Genomic DNA, 15023 nt, shown 5'->3' with positions numbered 1-15023 from the left:
AGATTTTCTAAATGGAAAAACAAGTCGTAGCCGTCGTCGAAGGTAAAGAAATTTACAATACCGACCTGGAAGCTTTAATACAACAATTACCTCAGGAGCAGCAAGGCCAGTTCCGCACAAAGGAAGGCCGCAGAAAATTACTTGAGGAGCTGGTTGCTCAGGAACTTTTTTATCTTGAAGGTAAAAAAAACCATGAGGATGAAACTGAGGAGTATCTCGCCCTGGTGGAGGACGCAAAAGAAAAACTGCTGAAATCACATATGATTGCTAAATTTATGAAAAATATTGAAGTGAGCGATGAAGAAGTTAAAAAGTTTTACGACGAAAACCCAAAACAGTTCATTGCTCCGGACAGCATTCGCGCGAGTCATATTCTGCTTCCCTCAGAACAGCAGGCCATTGATATTATTCAGGAAATCAAGGATGGCGGCAAAACCTTTGAAGAAGCTGCAAAAGCTTACTCTGTCTGCCCGTCCAGGGAGCAGGGCGGCGACCTGAGTTATTTTTCAAAAGGAAAAATGGTTCCACAATTTGAAAATGCCGCTTTTGCCATGAAAGTCGGTGAAATGAGCGACGAACCGGTTAAAACGGATTTTGGCTGGCACATCATCAAGGTAACTGACAGCAAAACCTCTGAAACCATTCCTTATGATGTGGTTAAGGAAAATGCCCGTCAGTATCTTCTCGGGCAAAAACAAAACCGTGCTTTCCTCGACCGTGTCGATGAACTGAAAAATGAATATAACGTCGATGTAAAAATCGGCTTATTCTAAATAAAGACCTGGGCTACGTGCCCAGGTCTTTATTTTAAAACTTTTGTCAGTGTTTAACCGATATTTTCTTTATTAAAAAAACACCTGCGCCCATTGATATAAATTCCGTTAAAGGTACGGCCATCCAGATGCCCGTTACGCCTAATAAGAGCGGCAGCACACTGACCAATATCAGGTTGAAAACACATCCTCTAAACAAGCAAAGAGCCAGGGAAATTCCCGGACGGACAATGGCCTGAAAGTAATTGATAATAAACATGTTGGTCCCTGTGACAAAAAAACCAATAAAATAAATACGTATGGCTGTCGCAGACAGCGCAAGTACCTCCGATGAAGGATTTAAAAAAATATAAGTAAACAGATCTGGTACAAGAAGTCCTAAAACAGCCGGAAGAGCACAGACAGCCAAAGCCGTTTTAATCCCAAGGGCACGTACCTTATAGATACGGTCAAACCTTCCCGCGCCATAATTGGTGGATAAAATTGGCTGGGCCGCCTGGCTGACTCCGTTGCTTAAGGCTGTGACCACAAAGGCTGTATTCGTGATAACACCGTAAGCACTCACACCAATATCCCCCACGTAGCGTAAAAGCTGATGATTAAATGCAAAAATAACAATTCCGGCTGAAATTTCAATAAGAAAACTGGTTACACCATTTGCAAACACTGCTCTGAAAAAGGAGAAAGTCAGCCCTCTGAACCGAAAACAAAGCCCGTTTTTCTTAGAGAAAAAATGAGAAACCAGTATACAATCAGTCAAAACAGACCCCATCACACTGGCCAGCGCAGCACCGGCCATGCCCATTTGAAATGGAAAAACCAGCAGTATATCAAAAATAATATTAAATATGCCGCCGGCAATGACAGCTGCCATTGCGCGCCTGGGGGCGCCATCATTACGAACAAAGGCCTGTAAAAATGATGAAAAGCTAAAGATCAGCGCTCCGCCCGCAATATAAGGAGCATATTTCATAATATAGGGCATGGTAACCGTTGTTCCGCCCAGAAAAAGCATGATCTTTTCACCAAAAATAAAAAAGACCATTATGTAAATAATGCCTGCCAGCAAATTAAGTATAAAGGCCGTGGTAAAATACTGCTGACCCTTTTTTCTTCTCCCCGCCCTCTGCTGATAGACATCAGCACAGAGCCGCCTACACCAAATAATAATCCTGTGCCAAAAACAAGGTTAAAGACGGGCAGCACAATGTTCAGGGCTGCCATTGCCTCCGTTCCGATACCTTTTCCAATAATGATTGTATCCGCTAAAATATAAATAGAGGTTACCATCGTCCCACTGATCGCAGGAAGCAGATAGTGAAAGAACAGTTTTTGAACCGGCTGTGTCACCAGTTGGTTTTTATCCATTTTATTCTCCCCTTTACGGTCTTGTACCTTAGAGCAGCAGACCCGTCATTGTTTAGTCTCTCAAAATTATAACACAGACACCTGCTATACGGGAAAACAAATTCTTCTTTAACCACAAAAAAGACTGCCAGCGTGGGAAAGTGCGAGCAGTCTTTTCTGTGTTGTCCGAGATTATCAAAGATAAGGGTTTGGTATGATATTGCTTTATTTATATACCCCGATCCGCAATATCTAAACATTATGATCTGAGCTTAAAAAATATGGTATTTTTCCCGAAAGGCACTGACCGGCAGGGGCTTTGAAAAGTAGTAACCCTGTCCGATCTCACAGCCGATCTCTTTTAAAAACCGGAGATGTTCCTCTGTTTCCACACCTTCACAAACGACTTGAATACCCAGGTATTCTGCCATATCAACGATATTTTTTATAATGATCTGAGCCCTTTTTACGCTCGTACCTTCCAGCAAAAACTCTTTATCCAGTTTTAAAACATCAATGGGCAGAGACATGAGTAAATTCAAAGATGAATAGCCTGCTCCAAAATCATCCATAACGATTAAAAAGCCATTTTTCTGAAGTACTTCCATTGTTTTAACGACCTTTTCAGGATTTGTTCCAAAGGCACTCTCGGTGACCTCCGCTTCAACATAACAGGGTGGAATGTTATAGGTTTCGACGATTTGCTGAAACTGACGTACAAAATCCATCTGACGCACTGTTATTCTTGAAAAGTTCACTGAAACCGGAAGCGCTGTTTTTTCCGGATCATCCAAAGCCTGCCGCACCAGCAAACAAACTTTTTCAAGCATGTAAAAATCAAGTTTTGTTATAAAACCATTGCTCTCAAAAAGCGGGATGAACTCATCCGGCGGCAAAAATCCATATTCCTGTGATACCCACCTCACCAGCGCCTCAGCGCCAATAACACTGCCGCTAAGAATATCTACCTTTGGCTGTAAATAAACCTTGAACTCTTCCATTTCCAAAGCTTTGTCCGCAGATTTCGTCAGTCTTGTCTCACGTGTCAGCTGCTCCAGCAATGCTTCATCATACCATACAGTGGTCGCCCGCTTTCCATTTTTGGCGATTTTGTGAGCAAAAGCTGATTTGTCAATCATCGCCTCAACGGATTCTTCCCCCGCCTCTACCTTATAGATACCAAAAGAAAAAGAAAGCTTTTCTAAAAAATCCATTTTTTTAGAAATAAGCTGGTTAAGATAATCACGAATTTCTTTGTCAATACTCTGAGTCTTTTTCGTGAGGATGATAAAATTATTGGCAGATACACGGGCGCACAATTCACCCTCAAACTTTTTTGAGAGACCAAACCCGATATTTCTAAGAATGTTATCCCCCATCTGGTAGCCATAGAGATCATTGATATACTTAAAATCATCAATATCCATATTGACAATAATATAATCAGAGCGGTCACGACGGTTTAAAATCGTTTCTGTTCCCTGAATAAAAGCCAAATAATTGGGAATTCCCGTCAAAGTATCGTGATAGTAAATTTGTCTGAAATCCTTATATCTTTTACGTTCTCTGAAAATCACCCAGACGCTCGAAACCAGAATATATACAATCAGTATTATAAAGGTACGATAAAGTTTTCTGTCTGAATATTGTTCAGCCAGAGACACAGCCTGGTCAGATAGCTTAAAGTGCTGCTCACTGAGCTGATAAAGATTCTCCCTGCCAGTTCCACTTCGGACCACATCAATCTCGAGCTTTATATCTTTCCACACTTCCTGAATTTCAAGAAGCTTAGCCTGATAATCACTGTCGCCGCATTTATTCAGCTGGTAATCGCCATCACCGGTCTGCAAATCATAAAGAATACCGTCCAGGCGATCCATTAGTGGAGCGTTCGGATCTCCGCTGATCTCATTTTTAACCAGCTTCTGTGTTGCTCCTCTGACAATCCCGGTATAATTTATAATTCTCGAATCGCCGGCATTTTGAAATAAAAAAAACAGCAAAATAACAGCTCCGACAAGCCAGATTACAGTATATAGGACAATATTCTTTCGATTTTCCATTGATTACCGGCTCCTTCATTTCAGCTCAGTTCAAACCTTTCATATTAAGGTATTTAATCACTTAATATAATACAGTTTAAAAAATTGCTTGGTTGTCATGAATTCTAGTTTAAAACTTTTCATGAAATATAAACCATTCTTATTATAGCACCATTACAACTTGTGTGCAATCCATTTCTTATGACCGAAAACACTATATAGAGTCATTCAATTCTTTGATTAAATTTTCACACATCATCTGGAAGATCATACAAGACACAGGTTGGCACTTCTGTTAAAATAAAACCAGAAAGTGAGGAGACTACATGACATTCGAACAAGAACAAAGACATGTTTATTATGATACAGATCTAAAAATTGAAGCATACCACTTAACTGGAATTGTCCAGCCTTTTCCCAACCATTTTCATGATTATTACGTTATCGGTTTTGTGGAAGGCGGGCGCCGTCATTTATGGTGTAAAGATCAGGAATATGATCTGAGTGCCGGAGATTTGATACTTTTCAACCCACGAGACAGCCATCGCTGCTCTCCAAGAAACGGAGAAATTCTGGATTACAGAGCGGTTAATATCCCCATTGAGGTTATGCAAAGCGCCGCCCGTGAAATCACCGGCCAGTCCTATACCCCATTTTTCACCCAAAATGTCGTCTATCAAAGTGATATTATAACCGCTCTGAATGACCTTTACACAGGCATCGTTGAGCTGTCATCACGTTTTGAAAAGGATGAGGCTTTCTTTCTGCTTTTAGAACAGCTATTCCGCGAATACAGTTCTCCTTTTGAACAGAGCAATATGATCGAGCCAGACAATAAAATTAAAACTGTTTGTACCTATATGGAAGACCATTTTTCGGACAACATCTCGTTAGATGACTTAACAGCTCTAGCCGGGCTCAGTAAGTCATATTTTCTGCTGCTGTTCACAAAACAGGTTGGTGTCTCTCCATATCGTTATCTCCAGTCCATTCGTATTGAGCGGGCTAAAAAACTGCTGGAGCAGGGTATCCCGGCCATTGATACTGCGGCCATGACCGGTTTTTCGGATCAGAGTCATTTTTCACGCTTTTTCAAGGATTTTATTGGTTTGACTCCACGGCAATACCAAAAAATTTTCCAACCACAAAAGGATTCAGAGAAGGAGGTATCTTCCAATGAATACTAAAAGTGCGTCCATTGGGCACATTGCCGCCTTTTTTACCATTATCATCTGGGGAACCACCTTTATTGCCACAAAAGTACTTCTGCGGGTACTCACACCCGTTGAAATTCTTTTTTACCGTTTTTTTCTTGGCTATCTGGTATTATGGCTGGTTGCTCCCAGAAATCTGAAGCTAAACAGCCGAAAGCAGGAGTTCTATTTCATGGCTGCCGGCCTTCTGGGCGTCACACTCTATTTTCTTTTGGAAAATTTTGCCCTTACCTTTACGCTGGCAGCAAACGTTGGGGTAATCATTGCCATTGCACCCTTTTTTACTGCACTGTTTGACTATTTTTTCCTCCATGGAGAAAAGCCTGGCCTGCGGTTCTTTATTGGATTTGTTGTCGCAATTACAGGTATTTGCCTTATCAGCTTTCGCGGTGACAGCACGGTACAGCTTAATCCAGCCGGCGATCTGCTGGCCATTGCCGCCGCTGTTGTCTGGGCCGGATACTCAACCTTTACTAAAAAGATCAGCACCTTTGGTTACGGAACCATCCAAACCACCCGAAGAATCTTTTTTTATGGCCTGCTTTTTATGATTCCCGCTCTGTTTGTTTTTGGTTTTCACCTGGATTTTTCAGTTTTTACTGAATTCAAAAATCTGGCCAATATATTATTTTTGGGCTTTGGCGCATCAGCGCTTTGCTTTGTTACCTGGAATCTGGCGGTAAAGCTCCTGGGTCCGGTTAAAACCAGCGTGTATATTTATATGGTGCCTGTCATTACCGTGGTCACCTCTGTGATTATTCTGCACGAGCATGTTACCCTGCCGGCAATTTTAGGTATTGTGCTGACCATCGCAGGGCTGTTCCTTTCAGAAAGCCGGCTTAGTCTCAAACGTCAAAAATCATTAAATAAAAAAGAGGAGCTGCGCGGCTAACCGCGCAGCTCCTTTTTTCATTCTAACACTCAGCTTTAATCTGCTCCATAACTTTTCCAATGGCGTCATGGATTGTCAATGTGGCATCTGATTCTCTGGCGGTGGCATCCTTATTGATAACCACCAGACTTTTTCCTCTGAAATAATCAATAAAACCTGCTGCCGGATAAACGACTAAAGAGGTTCCTCCGATAATCAGGGTATCTGCCTCGCTGATTGCCTGCACTGCCCTTTGAATGGTCTCAGAGTCAAGCGCCTCCTCGTAGAGTACCACATCTGGCTTGATTCTGCCTCCGCAAGCGTCACATTTCGGAATACTCTCAGTGTTTTTAACATAGGCAGCATCAAAAAATTTTCCACACTTCTGGCAAAAATTGCGGTGAATACTGCCATGCAGCTCATAAACTGCCTGGCTGCCCGCGGCCTGGTGCAGGCCGTCAATATTCTGTGTCACCACTGCCTTTAGCCTGCCGCATTTTTCAAGCTCTGCCAGCTTCATATGGGCAGCGTTTGGCTTAGCATCCAGAAACATCATTTTATTTTTGTAAAAATCATAAAAGGCTTCTGTATGATTTTCAAAAAAGCTGTGGCTCACAACCTGTTCAGGCGGATAACGATACTCTTGCATGTAAAGACCGTTACTGCTGCGAAAATCAGGAATTCCACTTTCAGTTGAAACGCCAGCTCCGCCAAAAAAAACAATGCTTTTGCTCTCATCAATAATTTTTTGTAATCGACCAATTTGTTCCATCGCTAAAACCTCCTTTTATTTTTAGTATACCACATTTTTTCACTTAAAATTAATCATTTCAGCTAAACAAGTTATAAAATCAGCCTTCACCACTATATAAGCTTTACTCGGTATGGTATAATAACAGCATTTTAAAAGTTTAAACATTTCTATCAGGAGATTGCCCGATGAAAAAACAAACCATTGGCTTTGCCGCTCTGGCAATGCTTCAAAAAATACTGAGTCTGTCCTGTTTCTTAATCGCTGCCGGAACTCTGAACTGCCTGCGGGGCTGGATTTATTTTATTCTGTATCTGACGGTCATGGCCGCTACGCTGGCTGTTTTGTTACACCGCAATCCAGATGCGCTGTCTTTTCCAGAAAAAGGCGCTGAAAAGGCAGCCGGAGCAGATATCACCCTGCGTAATTTTTGCAGTCCTCTGGCTTTTTATGGCATCTACATTATCGCCGGGCTGGAAATCCGTTTTCACTGGTCTTTGGTGCCCCAGCCTGTGATAGCTGCGGGGCTTATCCTCAGCCTTATCGCCAATCTGCTGATGTCTTGGGCGCTGCTCTCAAACAAGTATTATGAATCGGATACTCCCATGCTTAAGGATACCCAGCCCACTGTCTGTTCCAGCGGTCCCTATCGTTTTGTACGGCATCCAGGCTATCTTTTTATGATTTTCTGGGCCGTCACAGTCGCGATGATTTTCGGATGGGCCACAGGCATTATGTCCGCTTTAATTATTCTTCTTCTCATCCTCCGGACTTATTATGAGGATCAATCCTTGATGGCTTCTTTTCCTGGCTATTCAAGCTATGCCCGCCAGGTAAAATACCGCTTGATCCCTTATATCTGGTAAGCATAAAGCCTGCAGGCAGGCCATCGCAAATGTGTCTGCATGCAGGCTTTATCAACAATTCAAAAAATCCAGGTGACTAAATCTTGTTTGCGGGCTGCCGGCTCGGCTGCCTCAGCTTTATGCCCAAAAACCGCTGCGGTAGATGGTTTATATCCCTCAGGTATCTTTAGCTCTTTTTTCAGCAGCACACCCTCCTGTGAGAAAAAGGCCAATAAAACAAAATAAATCCAGCAGCTTCCGATTTCCAATGACTCTGCGGCCAGAAGCATATTTTCCATGGCGGCAGAGCAGTCATAGTCCAAGCCCACATTTTCCTCAGAGCTTGATACCACAATCAGGGCAGGCGCACCATAAAGGCAATTAAAATCAGGATCATTTCCTAAATCTGCCAGGTGGCCGCCAAGCTGTCTGGCCGTTTCCTTTGCCAGCTTACTCATCCGGTTGAGCATTTTTTTGTTTTGAATCACGGTGAAGTGCCAGCTCTGGCCTCCCGCATTGGGTGCATACATCCCGGCTTCAAGAATGTCCTTAAGCGTCTCCTCATCAACCGGATCTGCCAGGTAGCTTCGGATACTTCTCCGCTTTAAAATTGTCTGTAATGTTTCGTTTTTCTTCATTATTTACCCCTTTTAATAATTGACTAAAGCATTATTCAGCTTTTATCCTCACAAACCGGCAAAATAAGCCGCATTGAAAACATACCATCCTCCGCTTTATACCTCAGCAAACCACCGTATCGTCTGGCAAAAATCGAGATGCTCTGTGTTCCAAAGCCGTGGTCTTTCACTATGGTTTCCGGATATCCGGTTTCAGCATTAAACATAATCTCGCCTGTGTAAGTATTGGTAATTTCAATAAACAGCTGTGACCCCACACGTGAACATACAACTGAGATTCTGCGCGCGTCGGCGCTGTTCATCTGATTACAGGCATTGATGGCATTTTCGATACCATTGGCAAAAACCAGCGACAGCTCTTCTACGCTGATGGACAGTTTTTCAGGAAGATTAACCCTTATGCTAACTGTTATGCCCACATTTTCAGCCATCTGTCCATAAACTGACAGCACTGCGTTCAACACCTCATCCTCGCAATAACAGACTGCTGGCCGGCTTATCTTTTCAATGGTATTGTTCATGGAGGCTAAAATAGCCAGCGCCTCATCATCACTGTGTGTCTTAATACACGCGGTTAGCGCGGTGGTAAGATGGCGAAGATCATGCTGGAAAATCCTAAGATTCTCCTCGCTCTCGGCAATGGCCTGCATATGCTTTTTCAATGATGTCATCTGAAGCTGCATGGAGGAAAGCTCCCTTGTGCTCTCAAAATAGCTGCTCTGCTGCTTAAGGATTGTATAGATTGTTCCATTGTATAAAACAATGGCAACACAAAGACCAATGGCCGCCGGAATACTCTCAGGGCGCTCATTTAGCGGTGCCGGATAAGAAGCTATGTTTAAAAATGAAAGCAGCAGACAGATCGGAATCAGCGATAAACGTATCCAGCCGGTTTGCAACTGCTCCAATGTCTCGAGGAGTGGTTTCCGGATAAACCTTATAATAACCAGCGCCAGTATAAAGAATACCACCACCTGGCTCAGAAGCTCTCCGGCGACATCGGGCAAATATGATGCCAAAATCCCGCAAAACAAATCCTGAATGGCCACAAAGCTACAGGACATAAGAAATGAGAAAAAGGTTCTCGCATCATTATAGCGTGACAGAAGTATATTAAAACCAATGGCGATCACAATGTGAAGCAGTCGAAATTCCAGATCGCTTATGCTTTCAGGAAGCCTGAGTTCCAATAAGATATCAAGAATGATTACCGCAAGAATTCCAGCTCCGGTAATCAGAAAAGTTTTTGTTCTTGAAAAACGCCAATTTGATAAAAGCAGGAAATAAACAATGCCGAATGGCGCAGTGATAATGATTTTCCATAAACTGAATGCATTCATATCTGTTTCCTCCCCACTTTTGCTACTATTATATCGGAAAAAGACACAAGATGCAAAGTTGACCCCTCACTGAGTTCAACCAGTCCTTAAAATGACGATGCTGTTTATATCCTGTTAAAAACAGCATCGCTTTAATCCATCAAAAAAACGGCGAATGGTATCGCCGTTTTTCTTTATTTTGCCTTACCCTGCTCGGCTACTTTCTTCATCCGTGTTTCAATGATGGACTGATCCCCCAGATAATAGTGGTCTGTCATATTAAAGTCATCGTCAAATTCATAAACCAGAGGAATACCCGTTGGAATGTTGACGCCCATGATCTCATCCTCTGACAGTCCTTCAAAATACTTAACCAGAGCCCGGATCGAGTTGCCGTGCGCAACCAGCAGAACACGTCTGCCCTCCTGCATATCCTTCTTAATCACTTTTTCATAATATGGGATCACACGGGCAATGGTATCCTTAAGGCTTTCTGCCAGGGGCAGCTCACTTTTCTCCACATTTCGGTACTGTTCCTGCAACTGTGGATTTCTCGGGTCCTCCGGCTCCAGCTCTGGAGGACGGACATCAAAGGAACGCCGCCAAATTTTGACCTGTTCCTCTCCGTATTTTTCAGCCGTTTCTGCCTTATTAAGCCCCTGTAACGCACCATAATGGCGTTCGTTAAGCTTCCAGTCCTTAATAACCGGCAGCCATGCCCGATCCATTGTATCCAGAACCACATTTAAGGTATCCACAGCCCTCTTCAAAAAAGAGGTATAGCAGATATCAAAATCATAGCCCTTTCCTTTGAGCATATTTCCCGCGTCAGCGGCTTCTTTGATCCCTTTATTCGATAAAATTACATCCGTCCACCCTGTAAACAGGTTCAGTCGGTTCCATTCACTTTCACCATGTCTTAAAAGTACAAGCTTCATCTTTATCATCTCCTGTTCTTTTAAGTATTCATACCCAAAAATCTCTGGAAATTGCATATTTTTCAAAAACGGTTCTTTTTTGTACCCATACTTTTCACAACAAGGATTCATTCCCATCTTTATCTAAATTTTACTTTAGAATCAAGTTGAAGTCCTTGCTGTTATCAACTATAATTGTCATACAGGCAATAAACCATCTGTTTTGATGATTATAATATCTAAAAAAGGGAGAGCAAACATTATGAGATTAATTACCCGTTCTGACTTCGACGGCCTTGTCTGCGGCGCGCTGCTCAAGGAAGCCGGAATCATTGATCATTGGAAATTCGCCCATCCTAAAGACTTGCAGGATGGTCTGGTAGAGGTTAACGAAGATGACTGTCTGGCAAACGTCCCCTTTGTAGAGGGCTGTGGCCTATGGTTTGACCACCATTCCAGCGAATTTGAGCGTAATCAGCTCACTGGAAAATATAAAGGCGAAAGCCGTATCACACCATCCTGTGCGAGAATTATTTACGAATACTACGGCGGAGAGGAACGTTTTTCACATTTCAACGAAATGCTGGCCGCTGTCGATAAAGTGGATTCTGGCAATTTAACCATTGATGAAATTCAAAACCCAGAAGGCTGGATATTAATCGGTTTTCTGATGGATCCCAGAACAGGTCTGGGACGCTGGCGCAATTTTACCATCTCCAACTATCAGCTGATGGAAAAGCTGATCGACGCCTGCCGGACCATGTCCACAAATGAGATTTTGAATCTTCCGGATGTTCAGGAACGTATCGAAATTTATTTTGAACAAACTGCCAAATTTAAGAAAATGATTGAAAAATATACCCATACCGAAGGTGATGTCATTATCTCCGACCTGCGTGGTGTAGACCCGATTTATACCGGGAATCGCTTTCTTATTTACAGTATGTACCCAGAACAGAACATCTCAGCCTGGATTGTCAGCGGTAAGGGGGGGCTGGGCTGCTCGGTAGCCGTTGGTTACTCAGTCTTAAACCGGACCTCCTGTATTGACGTTGGCAGCTTAATGCTTAAATATGGCGGCGGCGGTCACAAGGCTGTCGGTACCTGCCAGTTTAAGGATGAAGAAATTCAAGAAAAGCTTCCCAAATTATTGGACGAACTTGTAAATCCTTAGTAAAAACGGACTATCCACAAAACCCCACTCTCCTCAGTGAAAGCGGGGTTTTATTTTCTATTCATTCATCCTGTTGTTTTTCTCCTTTAAAACGTTATCAAACCGTGCTATAATGAATTTATGAAAAGTCTCTGATGGTATTGTCCTAAAAACAGGCTTCCCAAAATCATCTGTTCACGGTTTTACCACAATAGGGTACTGCTGGAAACGACTGTGCCTTCCGTACTTGAAAAGGAGGAAAAAATGAGAAAAAAACTGTTATGTATGATTCTGGCCCTTACATTAATTTTAAGCGTGACTGCCTGCAGCCCGAAGCAGGATACATCGGCCGATAAAACCTCTGGTGAAATCAAAGTCACAGACGCCATCGGGCGAGAGGTCACCCTTCCTGCGCCGGCGACCAAGGTCGTTGGGACACATAACCCATCCTTAAACACCGCAGTTGTCATTGGCGGCGGCAAGTATATCGCCGGCTTTGGCAACAAGGACATGGCCCGGGGCCTGTATGAGCAGGTTATTGACGGATACGATGATCTTCCACAGATCGGCAAGAGTAAGGATATCAATATGGAGACGGTTATGGAGTTAGGTGCAGACCTTGCGATTCTGCCTGAACGTTTTGCCGGTCAAGCTGACCAGTTCGCCGAAGTAAATGTTCCGGCCATCGTTGCACTTCCTAACGACGAAAGCTTTGATACCGTCACAAATTCCTTAAAAATCGTCGGTAAGGCATTGGGAGAAGACAACCGCGCCGAAGAAATCACTTCTTTTATTAATGATAAAATCACCGATGTCAACAAGAAGGTAGGCTCGGCTTCTGAAAAGCCGTCTATCCTGTTCTTAGGCGGTACCAGCCAGTTGACCGTCGCCCCTGATGCCATGATTCAGACCTATATTATCGAAAAAGCCGGCGGAAGCAACGCAGTCAGCGGTCTGGATAAGAAGGGCGAATTTGCCGATGTCAGCATTGAGCAGATCGTTGGCTGGAATCCAGATATCATCTGGATACCTTCCTACGCCAAATATAAAGTGGATGATATTCTGAATGATCCGGCCTGGAGCAGTATTAAGGCTGTTCAGGACAAAGCCGTTTATGTTTTTCCGTCTGCACTGGAACCGTGGGATTACCCGACGGCCTCCTCTGTTCTCGGTGTCTGCTGGGCAGCAAATAACCTTCACGGCGATCTTTATAGTTCTGATGATTTTATGAAGGATGTCGATGCCTTCTATCAGATGGTCTATGGCAAAAGCTTTACCAAGGAACAGCTTGGGCTTCAATAAGCGCTGAGGACTTGCGGGCTGGCAGGCTCAATGAATGCCTGCCGGCCCTTTCATTTTATCCACTATGAAGAACACAAAACATCGACATCTCATTTTTGTATTAACCGCCATATTGCTCTTGCTCATGGTTATTGCCTGCTGCGTAGGGCGCTACACGGTAAACCCCCAGGATATGCTTCATGCCCTCCAGACCAAAATCACGGGCGAGCCCGGGAATCTGGCCATGGAAAACGTCTTTTTTGTCATTCGGCTGCCCCGTGTCATTGCCGCGGTCAGCATCGGTGCGGTGCTTTCACTTTGCGGCGCCGTTTATCAGGGCATTTTCAAAAACCCACTGGTATCGCCGGATTTACTTGGTGTGTCCAAAGGTGCCTGTGTAGGCGCTGCGCTGGCAATCCTGCTGGGCGGCGGCATGCTTGCGCGTCAGGTGTCTGCCTTTGCTTTCGGCATCATCGCCATGCTCATGACCATGACCTTTCCCAAGCTTCTGCGCAACCAGTCCAACCTTGTTTTAGTGCTGGCCGGTATCATCACCAGTGGCTTTATGGATTCGATTCTTGGGCTTATGAAATTTACCTCCGAAAACGACACAGACCTTGCCGCCATTGTTTTCTGGCAGATGGGCAGTCTGGCTGCCATAAAGGTTAATGAAATTCTTTCTGTACTGCCCGTTTTTGCGATTGGTGCTTTTATTTTGCTGAGTCTCTCCTTTCGGATCAATATTCTTTCTTTTGGTGATATTGAAGCGCAGAGCCTTGGTGTCAATGTAAAAAAAATCCGATGGATCATTATTCTAATCGCCAGCCTGTTGACTGCCAGCGCGGTCTGCATCAGCGGAACCATTGCCTGGATCGGGCTGATTATGCCACATCTTGCAAGGATGCTGGCAGGCTCTGACCATATCAAATCCCTTCCAGTAACCATGCTGATGGGCAGTATTTTCCTGCTTCTCATCGACACCATTGCCCGCACAGCTACCTCTCTGGAAATACCGCTTTCTGTTTTGACAGGCCTCATCGGTGCCCCCTTCTTTGCCTGGCTTTTATACCGGCAGAAAGCAAAGGTGAGCTGATGAAAATACAAATTGAAAACCTGTCTTTTTCTTATTCTGATTCTGCTCCGTTGTTGAAAAATATTGGCTTTACCCTTTCTTCAGGCCGGGTGATCTCTATCCTCGGGCCAAACGGTGCGGGAAAGACGACGCTTCTCAACTGTATTGCCGGGCTTTTTAAGCCCTTGAAGGGAAATATTTTAATTGATGGAAAAAATATGGATCGCCTTTCCCATCGGGAGGTTGCAAAAATTATTGGCTATGTTCCGCAGATCATTGTTCCTACTTTTTCCTACTCCGTTCTGGACTATGTGGTGACGGGCTGTGCCCCGCATATCGGTACCTTTGAACGGCCAAAACAAGTCCATTTTGACGCTGCCATGGCTGCTTTGGAAAAAATGGGCATTGTGGCTCTCAAGGATAAGCCCTACAATGAAATCAGCGGCGGCGAACGCCAGCAGGTCAGCATTGCGCGTGCCCTGGCCCAAAAGCCTGCCTTTATCCTGATGGATGAGCCCACCGCTCATCTGGACTACGGCAATCAGATTCAAGTGCTCAAGACCATCCGCTCAATGGCTTCTCAGGGCTATGGTATCGCGCTGACCACACACAATCCCGACCATGCCCTGCTTCTGGGCGACCAGCTGGCTGTCCTGGAACGGGACGGTACCTTTACCTTTGGTGATTGCAGGGAGGTATTGACAGAGCCCTTTCTCAATCATCTTTACGGCATAGACCTTCGGCTTGAGGATATCACCTCTGTCGGCCGCCGAGTCTGCTTTGCACCAAAACTATAAAAT

14 protein-coding genes, 1 pseudogene and 1 riboswitch are annotated in these 15023 nt (G+C 44.0%); of the genes and pseudogenes, 8 read left to right on the top strand and 7 right to left on the bottom strand.

Going from position 1 to position 15023, the window contains the following annotated elements; all coding sequences use genetic code 11:
- The first annotated feature begins 11 nt into the window (after nucleotides 1-11).
- Entirely contained in the window at nucleotides 12-773 is a 762-nt protein-coding gene (locus I2B62_RS08365) for a peptidylprolyl isomerase (RefSeq protein ID WP_195268519.1), read from the top strand.
- Nucleotides 774-819: 46 nt separating this feature from the next.
- Here the strand turns inward: I2B62_RS08365 and I2B62_RS20505 are convergent, their stop codons facing one another.
- From I2B62_RS20505 to I2B62_RS08355, 3 genes and pseudogenes are all read right to left on the bottom strand, one after another.
- A complete protein-coding gene (locus tag I2B62_RS20505) occupies nucleotides 820-1302 on the bottom strand; it encodes an MATE family efflux transporter (RefSeq protein ID WP_347707808.1) in 483 nt (160 codons plus the stop codon).
- 75 nt (nucleotides 1303-1377) lie between these two features.
- A pseudogene (locus I2B62_RS20790) lies at nucleotides 1378-2063 on the bottom strand (MATE family efflux transporter); the annotation flags it as partial.
- A 329-nt stretch (nucleotides 2064-2392) separates the two neighbouring features.
- On the bottom strand, nucleotides 2393-4183 hold the full coding sequence (locus tag I2B62_RS08355) for a bifunctional diguanylate cyclase/phosphodiesterase (RefSeq protein ID WP_195268518.1): 1791 nt from the start codon (nucleotides 4181-4183) through the stop codon (nucleotides 2393-2395).
- Between the two features lie 305 nt (nucleotides 4184-4488).
- On the opposite strand from I2B62_RS08355, the gene I2B62_RS08350 reads away from it, so the two are divergent.
- Complete coding sequence (locus I2B62_RS08350) at nucleotides 4489-5349, top strand: AraC family transcriptional regulator (RefSeq protein WP_195268517.1); 861 nt, start codon at nucleotides 4489-4491, stop codon at nucleotides 5347-5349.
- Entirely contained in the window at nucleotides 5339-6268 is a 930-nt protein-coding gene (locus I2B62_RS08345) for a DMT family transporter (protein ID WP_195268516.1), read from the top strand. Before I2B62_RS08350 ends, I2B62_RS08345 begins: the two co-directional genes overlap by 11 nt.
- A 22-nt stretch (nucleotides 6269-6290) precedes the next feature.
- Here the strand turns inward: I2B62_RS08345 and I2B62_RS08340 are convergent, their stop codons facing one another.
- The gene (locus tag I2B62_RS08340) at nucleotides 6291-7019 is read right to left on the bottom strand and encodes an NAD-dependent protein deacylase (protein WP_195268515.1); all 729 of its coding nucleotides are present in this window, start codon (nucleotides 7017-7019) and stop codon (nucleotides 6291-6293) included.
- A gap of 167 nt (nucleotides 7020-7186) precedes the next feature.
- On the opposite strand from I2B62_RS08340, the gene I2B62_RS08335 reads away from it, so the two are divergent.
- Nucleotides 7187-7864, top strand: a complete 678-nt coding sequence (locus I2B62_RS08335) for an isoprenylcysteine carboxylmethyltransferase family protein (protein ID WP_195268514.1) — start codon at nucleotides 7187-7189, stop codon at nucleotides 7862-7864.
- A 59-nt stretch (nucleotides 7865-7923) separates the two neighbouring features.
- Here the strand turns inward: I2B62_RS08335 and I2B62_RS08330 are convergent, their stop codons facing one another.
- The 3 genes from I2B62_RS08330 to gpmA all read right to left on the bottom strand — a co-directional run bounded on the left by I2B62_RS08330 (nucleotide 7924) and on the right by gpmA (nucleotide 10738).
- Nucleotides 7924-8481 (bottom strand): nitroreductase family protein, encoded by a 558-nt coding sequence (locus I2B62_RS08330; protein WP_195268513.1) that lies wholly within the window; start codon nucleotides 8479-8481, stop codon nucleotides 7924-7926.
- A 35-nt stretch (nucleotides 8482-8516) separates the two neighbouring features.
- Nucleotides 8517-9821: an ATP-binding protein gene (locus I2B62_RS08325; RefSeq protein ID WP_195268512.1), complete on the bottom strand. Its 1305-nt coding sequence runs from the start codon at nucleotides 9819-9821 to the stop codon at nucleotides 8517-8519.
- Between the two features lie 173 nt (nucleotides 9822-9994).
- The gene (gene gpmA / locus I2B62_RS08320) at nucleotides 9995-10738 is read right to left on the bottom strand and encodes a 2,3-diphosphoglycerate-dependent phosphoglycerate mutase (protein WP_195268511.1); all 744 of its coding nucleotides are present in this window, start codon (nucleotides 10736-10738) and stop codon (nucleotides 9995-9997) included.
- Between the two features lie 241 nt (nucleotides 10739-10979).
- Between gpmA and I2B62_RS08315 the strand changes: the two genes are divergently transcribed.
- The 4 genes from I2B62_RS08315 (at nucleotide 10980) to I2B62_RS08300 (ending at nucleotide 15020) form a co-directional block, all read left to right on the top strand.
- The gene (locus I2B62_RS08315) at nucleotides 10980-11891 is read left to right on the top strand and encodes an exopolyphosphatase (protein ID WP_195268510.1); all 912 of its coding nucleotides are present in this window, start codon (nucleotides 10980-10982) and stop codon (nucleotides 11889-11891) included.
- A 117-nt stretch (nucleotides 11892-12008) separates the two neighbouring features.
- Nucleotides 12009-12144: riboswitch (molybdenum cofactor riboswitch) on the top strand.
- Complete coding sequence (locus tag I2B62_RS08310) at nucleotides 12135-13172, top strand: ABC transporter substrate-binding protein (protein ID WP_195268509.1); 1038 nt, start codon at nucleotides 12135-12137, stop codon at nucleotides 13170-13172. Its footprint overlaps the riboswitch before it by 10 nt.
- 34 nt (nucleotides 13173-13206) lie before the next feature.
- On the top strand, nucleotides 13207-14244 hold the full coding sequence (locus I2B62_RS08305) for an iron ABC transporter permease (protein WP_195268508.1): 1038 nt from the start codon (nucleotides 13207-13209) through the stop codon (nucleotides 14242-14244).
- Nucleotides 14244-15020, top strand: coding sequence for an ABC transporter ATP-binding protein (locus I2B62_RS08300; protein ID WP_195268507.1), 777 nt, complete (start codon nucleotides 14244-14246; stop codon nucleotides 15018-15020). The genes I2B62_RS08305 and I2B62_RS08300 overlap by 1 nt, the downstream gene beginning before the upstream one ends.
- The last annotated feature ends 3 nt before the right edge of the window (nucleotides 15021-15023 follow it).

Origin of the sequence: Eubacterium sp. 1001713B170207_170306_E7 (genome assembly GCF_015547515.1) — a bacterium.
In the GTDB taxonomy this organism is placed as follows: Bacteria; Bacillota; Clostridia; order Eubacteriales; family Eubacteriaceae; genus Eubacterium.
The sequence above is the reverse complement of the archived record's forward strand: the minus strand, read 5'-3'. Positions and strand labels throughout refer to the sequence as shown.

Bases quoted from the DNA above. Each gene is read 5' to 3' on its own strand.
- I2B62_RS08365 (WP_195268519.1), top strand. From the start codon at position 12: ATGGAAAAACAAGTCGTAGCCGTCGTCGAAGGTAAAGAAATTTACAAT.
- I2B62_RS08355 (WP_195268518.1), bottom strand. From the start codon at position 4,183: ATGGAAAATCGAAAGAATATTGTCCTATATACTGTAATCTGGCTTGTC.
- I2B62_RS08350 (WP_195268517.1), top strand. From the start codon at position 4,489: ATGACATTCGAACAAGAACAAAGACATGTTTATTATGATACAGATCTA.
- I2B62_RS08345 (WP_195268516.1), top strand. From the start codon at position 5,339: ATGAATACTAAAAGTGCGTCCATTGGGCACATTGCCGCCTTTTTTACC.
- I2B62_RS08340 (WP_195268515.1), bottom strand. From the start codon at position 7,019: ATGGAACAAATTGGTCGATTACAAAAAATTATTGATGAGAGCAAAAGC.
- I2B62_RS08335 (WP_195268514.1), top strand. From the start codon at position 7,187: ATGAAAAAACAAACCATTGGCTTTGCCGCTCTGGCAATGCTTCAAAAA.
- I2B62_RS08330 (WP_195268513.1), bottom strand. From the start codon at position 8,481: ATGAAGAAAAACGAAACATTACAGACAATTTTAAAGCGGAGAAGTATC.
- I2B62_RS08325 (WP_195268512.1), bottom strand. From the start codon at position 9,821: ATGAATGCATTCAGTTTATGGAAAATCATTATCACTGCGCCATTCGGC.
- gpmA (WP_195268511.1), bottom strand. From the start codon at position 10,738: ATGAAGCTTGTACTTTTAAGACATGGTGAAAGTGAATGGAACCGACTG.
- I2B62_RS08315 (WP_195268510.1), top strand. From the start codon at position 10,980: ATGAGATTAATTACCCGTTCTGACTTCGACGGCCTTGTCTGCGGCGCG.
- I2B62_RS08310 (WP_195268509.1), top strand. From the start codon at position 12,135: ATGAGAAAAAAACTGTTATGTATGATTCTGGCCCTTACATTAATTTTA.
- I2B62_RS08305 (WP_195268508.1), top strand. From the start codon at position 13,207: ATGCCTGCCGGCCCTTTCATTTTATCCACTATGAAGAACACAAAACAT.
- I2B62_RS08300 (WP_195268507.1), top strand. From the start codon at position 14,244: ATGAAAATACAAATTGAAAACCTGTCTTTTTCTTATTCTGATTCTGCT.